This window comes from Micromonospora sp. NPDC005194, from assembly GCF_040608335.1.
In the GTDB taxonomy this organism is placed as follows: domain Bacteria; phylum Actinomycetota; class Actinomycetes; order Mycobacteriales; family Micromonosporaceae; genus Micromonospora.
On sequence record NZ_JBEXIA010000034.1, the window covers coordinates 61,264 to 75,886 of the forward strand.

The following is a 14,623-nucleotide window of genomic DNA, read 5'->3' on the forward strand; positions in this document are numbered from 1 at the left end:
TCCAACAGACGTGCGGGAAGGCCCAGGCGCTCGGCAGACGTCCTCATGACGGGGCCGCTCCCCGATGGTTCTCCATCCCCACGCGCCAGTAACGGCCCGCGCCGATCCTACCGGGCCCGCCCCGGGCGACCCGGCCGACCTCCCGACGCGAGCGCGCCGAGGTGGTTGGACGGCGCTGCTACCGGCCGGGCACGACGCGGGGCCCGGCCAGGCCGGGCCCCGCGTCGAACGGTGGTTGGCTCAGGCGGTCACCGCGTCGAGCGCCTTCTTGATCGCCTTCGGCTGGGTGGGGGTACGCGGCGCGTCCGCGCGCAACGCGATCATCTTCTCGCCGATCTCCTGGAGTTGCTTACGGCCGAGCGCCTCGCGGACCTTGGGGAACCACTCCTCCTCTTCCTCCTCGACGTGGTGCGTGACGTTCTCGATCAGCACCGTGGTCTTGGCGGTGAAGCGCTCGTCGCCGGCGTCCATGCTGGCCAGTTCGGCGCAGAGCACGTCGGCCACGTGGTGCTCCTCGTACGACTCGAGGATGTCGTCCTCCAGGTCGGGCAGGAGCCGGCGGACCTCCGGGTACATCACCTCGTTCTCCAGGTAGGTGTGCACCGTCAGGGCCTCGAGGATCTGGTTCACCAGCTTCTGCCGCTGGCTCGCCGGCCCCTCCTCGGCGTCCTGGAAGGCCTTGAACAGGCGACGCATCTCCTTGTGGTCCTCTTTGAGCAGGACGATGGCATCGGTTGACACCGGCGTGCCCCCTTTCGTAGCTCGGCTGGGTGTCGATCCGGTACCCCGAGGCCGAGCGGCGAAACGGGCGAATGTGGCCGATCTCGCCTGTTCAAACGGTGGCCAGGGTGCGCGGGATCTCGTCGAGCAGTTCCCGCGCCAGGAAGCCGATCCGGCCGTACCGGGGGATCAGCCGTTGGCCGCTCACGGCGTGCGCGAACGCTCCCCAGCAGGCGGCCTGCGCCGGGTCGGCGCCCCGGGAGAGCAGCCCGGCGAGCAGGCCGGCGAGCACGTCTCCGCTGCCGGACGTGCCGAGGCCCGCGTCGCCGCTCTCCTCCCGCCACCCGCGCCCGTCCGGGGCGGCCACGTGGCCGTAGAGCGAGACGACGGCCTCGTAGCGTTGCGCCAGCTCGGCGGCCTCAGCGTCCAGGTCGTCGCCCGGCTCCCGGCCGAGCAGGTGCCCGGCCTCGGTCACGTTGGGGGTGAGCACCACCGGGCGGCCCGCGCCGACCAGCAGCTTCGGCTCGTGGCTGAGCGCGCCCAGGGCGTACGCGTCGAGGACCAGCGGGGTGCGCGGCCCCGCCGCCTCCAGGACGAGACTCAGCAGCTCGGCGGTCTCGTCGATGCCCTTCAACCCCGGGCCGAGGGCCACCACGTCGGCCACGCCGACCAGTTCACCGAGCTGGCCGGCCCGGTCGGCGGCGACCGCGCCGTCGGACGTCTCCGGCAGCCCGACCACCAGCGCCTCGGGCACCTGGATGCTCAGCGTGGCCGCGGTGGACTCGGCGGCGGCGAGCTGGAGCACCCCGGCGCCGGCGCGCAGCGCGGCCACCCCGGCGAGCAGGACCGCCCCGGGCGTGAAGCGGGAGCCGCCGATCACCAGGACGGTGCCCCGGCTCTCCTTGCCGCCGGCCGGCACCGGCAGCGCCCAGTCGCGCAGCAGCCCCGGCGTGATCACCTGCACCTCAGACCGGTTCGGCATGGATCTCGTCCTCCCTCGTCGACTCGGCGCCCTGCCGGTGCAGGTGGCCGACCTCGTTGAAACCGCCCAGCGTCAGCCTGCCCTGGTCGTCGGCGGACCAGTCGGTGATCGAGCAGTTGGCGATGACGTGTTCGCGGGTCAACGCCATCAGCTCCGGCTCGGTCAGCCCTTCCACCAGGTACCGCAGGAGGAAGACCAGCGCGTCGTGGCCGAAGAGCAGCACCCGCTGGCCCTCGTGGTCGCGGCGCAGGTCGCCGAGGAGCGTCCGCAGCCGCAGCGCCACGTCGGTCCAGGCCTCACCGCCGGGCGGCCGGTAGTAGAACTTGCCCAGCCGGGCGCGGCGCTCGGCCTCGTCGGGAAACCGGCGGCGTACCCCGTGCCCGGTCAGGCCGTCGAGGATGCCCAGCTCCCGGTCGCGCAGCCGCTCGTCCCGGCTCACCGGCACCCCGGTGCCGTGCAGCGCCAGCTCGGCCGTGGACACCGCCCGCAGGTACGGCGAGACCACCGCCACGTTGGGGCGCCGATCCTCGGGCAGCCCGGCGAGCCAGCGGCCGGTCGCCCGCGCCTGCTCCTCGCCGGTGGGGGAGAGCGGCACGTCGGCGTCGCGGTGGCTGAGCCCGATCACGTCCGCGCCGTTCTCCTCGGCCCGGGTGGCCGCCACGTTCGCGGTGCTCTCCCCGTGCCGGATGATCCAGAGCGTCGACAGTTCCGCCATGCCGACCCCCCTACCCGGGCGCCGCGCGCGGTAACCGCGCCCGGGTCGCCACCGGGCGGCCGGTGCGTCGGCTCAGCCGCGCCGTTGCAGCAGGGCCACGGTCAGCCCGGTCACGTGCGTGACGCGGACCACGTCGTAGCGCTGGGCGAGCACGGCGGACTGCTTCTTCGGCAGGCCGGTCAGCGGCGCGTCGGTGACCGTCGGCAGCAGCACCCACAGCCGGGGCTCGTCGCGCAGGCAGCGGGCCGGGTCGGCGCAGTCCGCGCCGAACAGCTCGTTGCGCTGGGCCGCCGACTGCTGTTGGAAGACGTTGCGCGGCGACACGTCCGCAGGGAGGTAGTAGCGCACCCCCGGCTCGTGCATCCACCACCAGGGGCCGCCCGCCACGAGGCCGTCACCGGGCTGGTAGCCGGCCTCGATGACCCGCGCCGCCTCCGAGTACGACAGCGGCTTGAACGCCCGCCCCTGCGGATACGTGTACCAGCCGTGCGAGTACTCCCCGCGCAGCGCGAGCTGACCGGGCACGCTCAGGGCGGCGAGCACCACCAGCCCCACCGCGACCAGCGGGGCGCGGCGCACCGCGGCGACGCCCGCGCCGGCGAGCACCGCCCAGGCCGGCACGAGGAACAGCAGGTACTTGGAGAAGAAGTAGTTGATGTCGCCGGTGGAGGCCAGCAGGATCACCGGCAGCGGCAGGGCGGCGATCACCGCCGCCACGGCGGTCCGCGCGGCGGCGTCGCGGCGCAGGTGGGTCAGCACGCCCACCACGGCCAGCGCGGTGATCGCGGCGGCGAGCAGCACCGAGCCGAAGGCCTGCTCCCAGACCGTCCAGGGCGCGCTGTCCGGGATCCAGCTGATCTGCCGCCCCGCCTGCTTCATACCGCGCAGGATCACCGGCGCGGCGATCCCCACCCCGGCGGCGGCGGCGAGCACGAACCAGGCCAGCGACCACCACCGGCGCTCCCGCCAGCAGTGGATCAACACGGCCACGCCGTGCCCGAGCAGCAGCGTGAGCGCCACCACGTTCACCAGGCCGATGGCGGCCACGGCGAGCACGTACGCGATCCAGCGCAGCCACCCCGGCCGCTGCAACGCACGCAGCAGGAACAGGGTTGCGGCGGCCGCGGCGAGGACGACGAAGGCGTACGACCGGGTCTCCTGCCCGAAGCGGGTGACCGTGGGCACGAGGGCGAAGACGAACCCGGCGGCGATCCCCGCCGTCTGGCCGAACACCCGTCGCCCGACCAGCGCCACGCACGCGGTGGCCAGGACCATGGCCAGGGCCGACGGGAGCCGCACGACGGCCGGGCCGGTGCCGAACAGGGTCGTCCAGCCGTGCATGAAGAGGTAGTACGCCCCGTGCACGGCATCGACGTTCGCCAGCATGCCCAGAATCTGCCCGGTCGAGCGGGTCGCCACGTCGACGGTCACCAGCTCGTCGTGCCACATCTCTGGGCTGCCGAGACGCCAGCCGACCGCGAGCGCGGCGAAGGCCGTGGGCCAGAACCAGACGCTGAGCGCGAGTCGGCGGACGAGGGGGAGTCGCCGTCGGGCCGGCTCGGTGGCTGGCGCGGGCGGCCCCGCGTCGGTCTGCGCGGGAGGCGCGTCCGTGGTGACGGCGCGGTCTGGCATCGGCGTCCGATCGGGGGGGCGTGCGGTGCGGGCGCGACGATGATAGCCCCCGCCGCGGTCGCCGTCGGCCCCGTCGTCCGGTCACCGGCGGTGGCGTCGCGACGGCCGTCAGGCCGGCTCGCCGGTACTGGATCCGGACGGGATGCCTGATAATGTGGCCGCGCCCGTCGAGCACTTCCACCACGCACAGTAAGGCCCGCGGAACCGATGATTGTCGACATCATGCTGCCGTACTACGGGAGCGTGCCCCTCATGCAGGCGGCCGTCCGCAGCGTGATGGCGCAGAGTGACCCGGGTTGGCGCCTGACCGTGGTCGACGACGGCACCGAGCCGGGCGTGCCGGAGTGGTTCGCTCAGATCACCGACGAGCGGGTCCGCTACCAGCGCAACGAGCGCAACCTCGGGGTCACCGGCAACTACCGCAAGTGCGTCGGCCTCGCCGAGCACGAGTACCTGGTGATGATGGGCACGGACGACATCATGCACCCCAACTACGTCGCCACCGTGCGATCGGTGATCGAGCAGTACCCGGGCGTCGGCATGGTCCAGCCGGGGGTCGAGATCATCGACGCCACCGGCGCGGTGGTCAACACCATGGTCGACGAGGCCAAGCGGCGGCTCTACGCCCCGCGGGTCGAGTCCCGGGAGCTGATGGGCGGCGAGGATCTGGCGGCCAGCCTGCTGCGCGGCTGCTGGTTCTACTTCCCGTCGATCTGCTGGCGGACCGACGCGCTCAAGGCCGTGGACTTCCGCGACGAGTTCCAGGTCATCCAGGACCTGGCCCTGGTGATCGACCTGATCCAGCGCGGCGAGCAGATGGCCGTCGACACCACCCTGTGCTTCCAGTACCGGCGGCACGCGGTCAGCAAGTCCGCCGCCGACGCGGTCACCGGCACCCGGTTCACCGAGGCGCGGGCGTTCTTCGTCGACGTCGCCCGGCGGATGGACGAGCAGGGCTGGCCCCGGGCGGCGCGGGCCGCCCGCCGCTACATGTCGTCCCGGCTGCACGCCATCACGCTGCTGCCGACGGCGGTCCTCGCCGGCCGGATGACCGGCGTCAAGAGCCTGTCGCGGCACGCGTTCGGGCCGGGCCGATGACCGACCGCAGCCAGGGAGACGCCAGCGCCATGATCGTCGAACCACGGCACTCGGCGGAGGCCGCCGGACAGCGGCGGAGGGTGGCCGTGCTCGGTGGCACCGGCTTCCTCGGCCGCCCCATCTGCCGGGCGCTGGCCGACCAGGGGCACACCGTGGTCGCCGTGGCCCGCACCGCGCGCGACGTCGGGCCGGGTGTCGAGGTCCGCGCGCTGGACCTGGCCGCCGCCGACGTCGACGAGATCACCGCGGTGCTGCGCGAGCTCGATCCGGACGTGGTGATCAACGCCGCGGGCGGCATGTGGGGGCTCACCGACGCGCAGATGCTCGCGGTCAACGTCACGCTGGTCGAGCGGCTGATCGAGGCCGCCGGCCGGTTGCCCGGGCGGGTCCGGGTGATCCAGCTGGGCAGCGTGCACGAGTACGGGCTGGTCCCGGTCGACACCTCGATGCCCGAGGGGCTGCCGCCCGCGCCGGTGATGCCGTACGGCGAGTTCAAGCTGCGCTGCACCACGGCGGTCGCCGAGGCCGACCGGCAGGGCCTGATCGAGGGCGTCACGCTGCGGGTCGGCAACGTCATCGGCGCCGGCCAGCCCGGGCACAGCCTGCTCGGGGTGGTCGCGGGTCGGCTGCGCGACGCCCAGCGCGCCGGTGAGCGGGCCCGGCTGGAGCTGGCTCCGCTGGGTTCGCGGCGTGACTTCGTCGGCCTCAGCGACGTCGTCGCCGCCGTGCTGCTGGCCGCGACCCGCCCCGGGGCGGCCGGCCACGTGATCAACATCGGTCGGGGGGTGGCCGCCAGCGCGCGTGATATGGTCCAGCTCCTCATCGACGTGAGTGAGGTGCCGACCGACCTGGTCGAGGCGGAACGCACCGGCCCGGCCGAGACGAACTGGCAGCGGCTGGACGTCGGGCTGGCCGCCGAGGTGCTCGGCTGGTCGCCGAGCGAAGATCTGCACACCGAGATGAAGCAGTTGTGGGAGCACGCCGGCGCCGAGGTGCCCGCCTGATGGTCGAGAGGTTCCTGACCGCATGACTACCCCCGCCCTCGTCCGCTCCCGTGGCACGCTCGCCGATCTGCTCTCCGGCCGCAGCAACGGCATCGGGCTGATCCGGCTCTGCCTCGCCGTGGGCGTCGTGTTGTCGCACTCCAAGCCGCTCGGCTTCGGGGCCAACGACCTCGGCTACCACATCACCGGTCGGCAGACCAACGTCGGCACCATGGCCGTGTACGGCTTCTTCGTGCTCTCCGGCCTGCTCATCACCCGCAGCGCCAGGCGTACCGGCATCATCCGCTACGCCTGGCACCGGGCCCTGCGCATCTTCCCCGGGCTCTGGGTCTGCCTGCTGATCACCGCGCTGGTGGTGGCCCCACTGGTGGCGCTGCGCGAGCACGGCACCACCGCCGGCCTCTTCGACAACCCCTGGGACCGCGGCGGCCCGTTGGCCTACCTGCAGGCCAACTGGTGGACCGGTGTCCGTCAGTACGGCATTCAGGACCTGCTCAAGCCGACCACCCCGTGGGGTGAGAAGAGCGGCTCCAGCGTCTTCAACGGCGCCCTGTGGTCGCTCAAGTACGAGATGTTCTGCTACGTCGTGGTGGGCGTCCTGGCGATCACCGCGGTGCTGCGCAACGCCCGCCGGTTCGTGCTGTTCCTGACCGTCGCGCTCTACCTGAGCATCCTGCAGGACTGGGTGAGCTCCGGGCAGTTCAGCGGGCCGGCGTCCACGGCGAGCTGGTCGTTCGACTCGCCCCTGGTGGGCGTGATGAGCTTCCACTACATCGTCTACCTGGGCTTCCTGTTCGCGTTCGGCGCGACGCTGGATCTCTACCGGGAGCGGGTGCCGATCAACGACGCGCTGGGCATCGGCTCGGCCGTGGCGCTGGGGCTGTCCCTGCTCTTCGGCGGCTTCTTCGTCATCGGGCTGCCGGCGTTCGCGTACCTGCTGGTGTGGCTGTCGGTGCGGATGCCGCGCCAGCTGCACTGGGTGGGCCGCAAGAACGACTACTCGTACGGCATCTACATCTACGGGTTCGTCTTCCAGCAGGTGATGGCGAGCCTGGGCTGGAGCCGCTGGGGGTACGTGCCGTTCGCGGCGATGTCGGTCGCGGTCGCCTTCGCCGCCGCGTTCGTGTCGTGGAAGCTCGTCGAGCGGCCGGCTCTGCGGTTGAAGGACTGGACGCCGGGCTTCGTGGCCCGCCGCACGGCGCGGACGGTGCCGGTCGAGCAGCAGACCGCGGTGGCCGAGGAGCCACCCGGGACGCAGCCGGTGTCGGTCGGCGGCCCGACGGAGGAACTGCCGCAGCAGCCCGCCACGCTGGTCCCCGGCCGGTAGCCCACCGGGCCCGCCTGGACGTCGTACCCTCGGGGGCGTGGCCACGGCGGCGGAGGAGATCCAGGTGGGGGAGCGGCTGGTCCGCGTCTCCAGCCCCGACAAGCCGTACTTCCCGGAACGCGGACTGACCAAGCTGGACGTGGTCCGCTACTTCCTGGCGGTCGGCGACGGCATCCTGCGGGCGCTGCGCGACCGGCCGACCATGCTGGAACGCTGGCCGCGCGGCGTCTTCGAGGGCGCGACGATCGCCACCCGGCAGACCAACCGTGGTGACGCGTTCTACCAGAAGCGGCTGCCGGCGGGCGCGCCCGCATGGGTGCGCACGGCGCACATCACCTTCCCCAGCGGCCGGACCGCCGACGAGGTCGCGCCGAGCGAGCTGGCCGTGGTGATCTGGGCCGCCAACCTGGGCACCCTGCGCTTCCACCCGTGGCCGGTGTCCGCCGCCGACGTGGAGCGCCCCGATCAGCTGCGCATCGACCTGGACCCGATGCCCGGCGTGGGCTTCGAGCAGGTGGTGCCGGTGGCCCGGGAGGTGCGGGCGTTCCTCGCCGAGCTGGGCATGACCGGCTATCCGAAGACCACCGGCGGGCGGGGCCTGCACGTCTACCTGTCGATCGAGCCGAGGTGGAGTTTCGGCGAGTGCCGCCGGGCGGTGCTCGCGCTGGGCCGGGAGATGCAGCGCCGGCTGCCGGAGCTGGTCACCACCACCTGGTGGCGGGAGCAGCGGGACCGGCCGGTCTTCGTCGACTACAACCAGATGTCGCGGGACCACACGATGGCGTCGGCGTACTCGATCCGGCCGACGCCTCGGGCGCTCGTGTCGGCGCCGTTGGACTGGGCGGAGCTGGACGACGCCCGTCCGGAGGACTTCGACGTGCTCACCGTGCCGGCCCGGTTCGCCGAGCGCGGCGATCCGCACGCCGGCCTGGACGGGGATCGGCACTCGCTGGAGCCCCTGCTGGAGCTGGCCGACTCCGAGGGTCTGGAGGCCCCGCCGGAGCGGTGACCGGCGAGGCTCGCGCTACTGCCACGGGCTCTGCGTGCCGTCGAACTCCTCGAAGACCAGCCACGACCGCGTCGACAGCACCCCGGCGATGCGCTGCACCCGGTCGAGCACCACGTCGCGCAGGGCGGCGTTGTCCGGCGCCCGAACGAGGGCCAGCACGTCGTGCTCGCCGCTGAGGAGCGCGACGTGCTCGACGTAGCGCACCTGGGCCAGCTCGGCCGACACCTCCCGCCAGGTGTTCTGCTCGATCGTCAACGCCATGTACGCCGACGTGCCCAACCCCGCGGCCTCGGGCGCCACCTGCGCCCGGAAGCCCGTGATCACGCCTTCGCGCAGCAGGCGTTCCACCCGGGCGTACGCGTTGGTGCGCGAGATGTGGATCCGCTCGGCCAGGGTGCGCACCGACGTGCGCCCGTCGCGGACCAGCTCGTCCAGGATCCGCCGGTCGACCTCGTCCATCGCTCGGGCCGATCGTCCCGATCCAGTTCCCCGGCTCGCTCCGTCTCCGTTCTCCTGGCTCACCGACGCGCCTCCCACATGCCAGACGTCCCGCCTTCTGCGTGGATCTTGAGTCAATCATCCGTCAGGCGGAAGCATAGGCTCACCACACGTCCCAGGAGGTCCCGCCGTGACGACCACACCCCAGGCGGTCCGCAGGGCATCCCCGCGCGCCCGTCGGACGGTCACCCCGCCCGACCCGGCGCGCCCGCTGCTGCCGGACGCCGAACCGGTCCGCCTGCTCGATCCGACCGGTACGCCGCTGCCGGCCCGTACCGACTACCCGGAGCCGCCCGTCGAGGCGCTGCGCGAGCTGTACCGCCGGATGGTGCTCGGCCGCCGGTTCGACACCCAGGCGACCGCGCTGACCAAGCAGGGCCGCCTCGCCGTCTACCCGTCGTCGCGGGGCCAGGAGGCGTGCCAGGTCGCCGCCGTGCTCGCCGTCCGCGACACCGACTGGGTGTTCCCCACCTACCGTGAATCGATGGCGCTGGTTGCCCGGGGCATCGACCCGGTCGAGGTGCTCACCCTGCTGCGCGGCGACTGGCACTGCGGCTACGACCCCACCGAGGTACGCACCGCGCCGCAGTGCACCCCGCTCGCCACCCAGTGCGTGCACGCCGCCGGTCTCGCGTACGGCGAGGCGTACCAGGGGCGCGACACCGTGGCGCTGGCCTTCATCGGCGACGGCGCGACCAGCGAGGGCGACTTCCACGAGGGCATCAACTTCGCCGCCGTGTTCAAAGCGCCGGTCGTCTACTTCGTCCAGAACAACCGGTATGCCATCAGCGTCCCGTTGTCGCGGCAGACCGCCGCGCCGTCGCTGGCGTACAAGGGCGTCGGCTACGGGGTGCCCAGCGAGCAGGTCGACGGCAACGACCCGGTCGCGGTGCTCGCCGTTCTGACCCGCGCGGTCGCGCACGCCCGCGCCGGCAACGGGCCGTTCCTGGTGGAGGCGCACACCTACCGGATGGAGCCGCACACCAACGCCGACGACGCCAGCCGCTACCGCGACGGCGCCGAGGTCGACGCCTGGCGCGACCGCGACCCGCTCGCCCGCCTGGAGACGTACCTGCGCGCCCGTGGCGTGCTCGACGACGCGGCGGTCGCCGAGGTCGCCGAGCAGGCCGAGGCGTACGCGGCGGACCTGCGTACCCGGATGAACACCCAGCCCACTGTCGACCCGCTGAGCCTCTTCGACCACGTCTACGCCGAGCCCACCCCGCAGCTCGTCGAGCAGCGCGAGCAGGTCCGCGCCGAGCTGGCCGCCGCGCGCGACGAGGAAAGTGACGACTGATGGCCACCACCATGGCGAAGGCGCTCAACACCGCGCTCGCCGACGCCCTCGCGGCCGACGAGCGAGTCGTCGTCTTCGGCGAGGACGTCGGCCAGCTCGGCGGCGTCTTCCGGATCACCGACGGGCTGCAGGCCCGCTTCGGCGAGAAGCGCTGCTTCGACACCCCGCTCGCGGAGGCCGGCATCGTCGGCTTCGCCGTCGGCCTGGCCATGTCCGGGCTGCGGCCGGTGGTCGAGATGCAGTTCGACGCGTTCGCGTACCCGGCGTTCGAGCAGATCGCCTCGCACGTGGCGAAGCTGCGCAACCGCACCCGGGGCAAGCTCAGCGTGCCGATCGTCATCCGGGTGCCGTACGCCGGCGGCATCGGCGGGGTGGAGCACCACTGCGACTCGTCCGAGGCGTACTACGCGCACACCCCCGGCCTGAAGGTCGTCACCCCGGCGACCGTCGAGGACGCGTACTCGCTGCTGCGTGAGGCGATCGACGATCCCGACCCGGTGGTCTTCATGGAGCCCAAGAAGCTCTACTTCGGCAGCGCCGACGCCGAGCTGCCGGCGCGTACCGAGCCGTTCGGCCGGGCCGTCGTGCGCCGGCCCGGCCGCGACGCCACCCTGGTGGCGTACGGGCCGGCGGTGCCGGTCGCGCTGGAGGCCGCCGAGGCCGCCCGCGAGGAGGGCTGGGACCTGGAGGTGGTCGACGTGCGGACCATCGTGCCGTTCGACGACGCCACCATCACCGCGTCGGTCCGGCGGACCGGCCGGTGCGTGGTGATCCAGGAGGCGCCCGGGTTCGCGGGTGTCGGCGCGGAGATCGCCGCCCGGGTGCAGGAGCGCTGCTTCCACGCGCTGCACGCTCCGGTGCTGCGGGTGGCCGGGCTGGACATCCCGTACCCGGCGCCGATGCTGGAGCACACCCACCTGCCCGGCGTGGACCGGGTGCTCGACGCGGTGGCCCGGTTGCAGTGGGACGACCAGCCGGACCCGCGCTGGGCGGCGCAGGGCAGCGCGGCATGACCACCGTCGAGCGGACGCAGGTCTTCCTCCTGCCCGACCTGGGCGAGGGGCTGAGCGAGGCCGAGATCGTCGAGTGGCGGGTCGCCGTGGGCGACATCGTCACGGTGGACCAGAGCGTGGTCGAGGTGGAGACCGCCAAGGCGATCGTGGACGTGCCCTGCCCGTACGCCGGACGGGTCGTGACCCTGCACGGCGCGGCGGGTGAGGTCCGCCCGGTCGGCCAGCCCCTGATCACCATCGCGCCGCTGGACGGCGGCGACGAGCCCGCCGGGCACGCCACCTACCGCGAGGAGGAGCGTGCCGGCTCCGGCAACGTGCTGATCGGGTACGGCACCGGGCATGGCGGCGCGACCCGCCGTCGGCGTCGGCCCCGGCTTGCGCTGGCGCCCGAACCGGCCGACGCCGCCCCGGCCGGCGCTGTCCGGCCCGACGCGGTCCCGGCAGCCGGCGCCGGCCCGGCGGCGGACGAAGCGGCCCCGGTCGGTGGCAGCGCCCCCGTCGAAACGCGGTCGGCGAGCGCCCTGGTCATCTCGCCGATCGTCCGTCGGCTGGCCCGGGAGCGCGGCGTCGACCTGGGTACGGTCCGTGGCAGCGGGCCCGGCGGGGTGATCCGCCGCGCCGACGTCGAGGCGGCGCTGGCCGTCCCCGTCGCCCGGCTCGCCGCCGTGCCGGACCCGCACGTCGCGCCGACCCCGGAGGGCGACGGCGACCTGATCGTCCCGCTCACCGGCGTGCGCAAGGTGATCGCCGACAAGCTCTCCCGCAGCCGGCGGGAGATCCCCGAGGTGACCATCTGGGTCGACGTCGACGCCACCGGGCTACTGGAGACCCGCGCGGCGATCAACGCGGCGACGCCCGACGCGCCGGTGAGCATCCTGGCCCTGCTGGCCCGGATCTGCCTCAGCGGTCTGCGCCGGTTCCCGCAGCTCAACTCCCGCGTCGACACCGAGGGTCAGCGGATCGTCCAGTCCGCCGGGGTGCACCTGGGCATCGCCGCGCAGACCGACCGGGGCCTGCTGGTGCCGGTGCTGCGCGACGCCCAGCGACTCACCACGGCCGAGCTGGCCGCCGAGCTGGCGGCGACCACCGCCGCGGCGCGGGCCGGGACGCTCGCGCCGGCCCGGCTCACCGGCGGCACCTTCACGCTGAACAACTACGGGGTGTTCGGCGTGGACGGCTCCACCCCGATCATCAACCACCCCGAGGCGGCCCTGCTCGGCGTGGGCCGGATCGTGGACAAGCCGTGGGTGGTCGACGGGCAGTTGGCCGTGCGCAAGGTGACCCAGCTGAGCCTCACGTTCGACCACCGGGTCTGCGACGGTGGGGTGGCCGGTGGCTTCCTGCGGCACGTCGCCGACTGCGTGGAGCGCCCGGCGCTGCTGATCGCCGCCGTCTGACGCGTACCCCCGGCCCTGGCACCGCCCGCGCGGCGCCGGGGCCGGCGTGCGTCAGTGGTTTCGCGGTCGCGTCATCGGGAAGTCGGCCCCGCCGGTACGCACCGGAGGCGTCGAAGGGAGCCGACCCGTGGTCGTGGCGAACGAGCTGCTACTGAATTCGGTACGGGTGCGGCGGCCCGCCGCGGCCGGCGCACCGCTCTACTGCGACGCGCTGGAGTACGGGCTGACCGGCGACGGCGCGACCAACGACCAGCCGGCGTTGGCCGCCCTCGTGGACCGCCTCGGCGCCGGGTACGCCTCGGACGGGCGGGCCCGCGTCATCTACTGCCCGCCGGGCATCTACTCGATCCGCGATTCCGGCACGGTGTGGCGTAGTGGGGTCTCGCTGGTCGGCGCCGGCCCGGCGGCGACCCGGTTCATGCTCAGCAACGAGGGCAACCGGGCCGACCCGACCCCGCTGGCCTTCTGGACCACCGTGCAGCACGGGGCCGACCGGGACCGGCACATCGCCGACTGCACCTTCGCCGACTTCCAGATCGACGGCTCCGGCGTGGCGATGGCCGAGTACAACTACCTCGCCAAGGGCCTGGGCCTGCAGTACGTCGTGCGCGGCGTGTTCCGCAACCTCTACATCCACCACACCGCGGCCACCGGGCTGGGCTGCGACTTCCTCCAGGACTCGCTGATCGACGGCGTGGTGGTCGTCGGCTGCGGGCGACTGGACAACGGCGAGCAGATCGGCGGCGCCGGCATCGGCGTGGGCATCGGCGGTTGGGGCGCGGTGGAGCGGTTGACCATCGCCAACTGCACCACGCTCGCCAACGGCACCAACGGCATCTTCCTGGAGCTGCAGAAGGACTACTGGCCGCCGCCCCGCGGCTACCGCATCATCGGCTGTCACAGCCAGGGCAACCGGTTCGGCATCTCCGACTGGGGTGCCGACGGTCTCATCGTCTCCGCCTGCACGATGACCGGCAACCTGGAGGCCGGGTTCGACATCTCCGCCCAGGGCACCGCGGCGGTGGCCGGACGAGGTGGGCTGCTCACCGACTGCGTCATCGACGGCAACATCCGCGACGGGGTCATTGTCGGCAACAGCCCGGGCCCGTACACCATCCGGGGCAACCGGATCAGCGGGAACGGTCAGTACGGCTACCACGGGCAGGACCTCGGGCGGGGCTACCAGGGCCCGGTACGGGACGTGGTGATCGAGAGCAACGAGTTATGGGGCAACGGGCTGGACGCCGTCCGGATCGACCACCAGATGACCGACGCGGTGCTGCTGAACAACCGGATCCGCAACAACGGGCGACAGTACGCGCAGGCCGCCAGCGGCGGTGGCGAGACCGTTCGCTACGCCCAGCGGTCCGTGGTGGACCGGTCGGCGACCTGGCCGCACGACGGGCACCGGGGCAAGGTCCTGCGGGTGGGACGGGCCGTGGCCATGGTCGCCGCGAACACCGGCGAAGAACTCGTCCTGGCGCCGGTCCGGCCCGACGGCATCACCGCGTGGAGTGGGGACGTACCGCCCCCGGGCTGCGGGTACGAGCTGTCCGCGGCACCCGAGCGGCGGGCCGGCATCACCATCGACGCGGCGTTCGACTCGGCCACCATCCGCGGCAACCGGGTCTGGGACAACCACGAGTACAGCACCCAGACCCACGGTCTGTGGATCACCGAACGGGGCAGCTGTGTGGACTGCCGGGTCGAGGACAACGACCTCGCCGGCAACGCCAATGGCGGGATGCGCCTGGACACCCCGCCGGTGGGCGGACGCTGGCGCGACAACCACGTCGACAGCGACTGGGGCTGACCAGCCGGGCCGGAACGCGAAGACATCAGCCGCCGGTTGAGCGATCCCCAGCGTACGGCGGCGCCGTGCATCGCCAGATAGGCGACGGGATCGGGAGTGGTGCCCACGCTCTGGACCT

At 73.1% G+C, this 14,623-nt stretch carries 13 protein-coding genes and 1 riboswitch; of the genes, 8 read left to right on the forward strand and 5 right to left on the reverse strand.

The genetic code is table 11. The annotated features are described in order from the left end of the window. Positions 1-13: 13 nt before the first annotated feature. A riboswitch (ZMP/ZTP riboswitch) is annotated at positions 14-103 on the reverse strand. A gap of 137 nt (positions 104-240) precedes the next feature. The 4 genes from ABZU53_RS24985 to ABZU53_RS25000 all read right to left on the reverse strand — a co-directional run bounded on the left by ABZU53_RS24985 (position 241) and on the right by ABZU53_RS25000 (position 4,049). Further along, a complete protein-coding gene (locus ABZU53_RS24985; protein ID WP_354862600.1) occupies positions 241-741 on the reverse strand; it encodes a hemerythrin domain-containing protein in 501 nt (166 codons plus the stop codon). Between the two features lie 91 nt (positions 742-832). Beyond that, a complete protein-coding gene (locus ABZU53_RS24990) occupies positions 833-1,702 on the reverse strand; it encodes an NAD(P)H-hydrate dehydratase (protein ID WP_355067809.1) in 870 nt (289 codons plus the stop codon). Then, entirely contained in the window at positions 1,686-2,417 is a 732-nt protein-coding gene (locus tag ABZU53_RS24995; protein WP_355067811.1) for a histidine phosphatase family protein, read from the reverse strand. The genes ABZU53_RS24990 and ABZU53_RS24995 overlap by 17 nt, the downstream gene beginning before the upstream one ends. Before the next feature lie 72 nt (positions 2,418-2,489). Then, complete coding sequence (locus tag ABZU53_RS25000; protein WP_355067813.1) at positions 2,490-4,049, reverse strand: glycosyltransferase family 39 protein; 1,560 nt, start codon at positions 4,047-4,049, stop codon at positions 2,490-2,492. A 207-nt stretch (positions 4,050-4,256) separates the two neighbouring features. Here ABZU53_RS25000 and ABZU53_RS25005 point away from each other — a divergent pair, with 207 nt between their 5' ends. Genes ABZU53_RS25005 through ABZU53_RS25020 form a run of 4 tightly spaced genes read left to right on the forward strand, consistent with a single transcriptional unit; the run spans position 4,257 to position 8,487 of the window. After that, entirely contained in the window at positions 4,257-5,147 is an 891-nt protein-coding gene (locus ABZU53_RS25005; protein WP_354862608.1) for a glycosyltransferase, read from the forward strand. 29 nt (positions 5,148-5,176) lie between these two features. Continuing rightward, entirely contained in the window at positions 5,177-6,151 is a 975-nt protein-coding gene (locus ABZU53_RS25010; protein ID WP_355067815.1) for an NAD(P)-dependent oxidoreductase, read from the forward strand. Positions 6,152-6,173: 22 nt separating this feature from the next. Next, complete coding sequence (locus ABZU53_RS25015) at positions 6,174-7,478, forward strand: acyltransferase (RefSeq protein WP_355067816.1); 1,305 nt, start codon at positions 6,174-6,176, stop codon at positions 7,476-7,478. A gap of 37 nt (positions 7,479-7,515) precedes the next feature. Further along, on the forward strand, positions 7,516-8,487 hold the full coding sequence (locus ABZU53_RS25020) for a DNA primase small subunit domain-containing protein (protein ID WP_355067818.1): 972 nt from the start codon (positions 7,516-7,518) through the stop codon (positions 8,485-8,487). A 15-nt stretch (positions 8,488-8,502) separates the two neighbouring features. Here the strand turns inward: ABZU53_RS25020 and ABZU53_RS25025 are convergent, their stop codons facing one another. Beyond that, positions 8,503-8,946 carry an Lrp/AsnC family transcriptional regulator gene (locus ABZU53_RS25025; RefSeq protein WP_234587152.1) on the reverse strand — a complete coding sequence of 148 codons (444 nt, stop codon included), beginning with the start codon at positions 8,944-8,946 and terminating at the stop codon, positions 8,503-8,505. A 136-nt stretch (positions 8,947-9,082) separates the two neighbouring features. Between ABZU53_RS25025 and pdhA the strand changes: the two genes are divergently transcribed. The 4 genes from pdhA (at position 9,083) to ABZU53_RS25045 (ending at position 14,505) form a co-directional block, all read left to right on the forward strand. Beyond that, on the forward strand, positions 9,083-10,282 hold the full coding sequence (gene pdhA, locus ABZU53_RS25030) for a pyruvate dehydrogenase (acetyl-transferring) E1 component subunit alpha (RefSeq protein WP_355067827.1): 1,200 nt from the start codon (positions 9,083-9,085) through the stop codon (positions 10,280-10,282). Beyond that, on the forward strand, positions 10,279-11,295 hold the full coding sequence (locus ABZU53_RS25035) for an alpha-ketoacid dehydrogenase subunit beta (protein ID WP_355067829.1): 1,017 nt from the start codon (positions 10,279-10,281) through the stop codon (positions 11,293-11,295). The genes pdhA and ABZU53_RS25035 overlap by 4 nt, the downstream gene beginning before the upstream one ends. Continuing rightward, positions 11,292-12,692 carry a dihydrolipoamide acetyltransferase family protein gene (locus ABZU53_RS25040; RefSeq protein WP_355067820.1) on the forward strand — a complete coding sequence of 467 codons (1,401 nt, stop codon included), beginning with the start codon at positions 11,292-11,294 and terminating at the stop codon, positions 12,690-12,692. Before ABZU53_RS25035 ends, ABZU53_RS25040 begins: the two co-directional genes overlap by 4 nt. Before the next feature lie 133 nt (positions 12,693-12,825). Beyond that, positions 12,826-14,505 (forward strand): right-handed parallel beta-helix repeat-containing protein, encoded by a 1,680-nt coding sequence (locus tag ABZU53_RS25045; protein ID WP_354863344.1) that lies wholly within the window; start codon positions 12,826-12,828, stop codon positions 14,503-14,505. Positions 14,506-14,623: the final 118 nt, after the last annotated feature.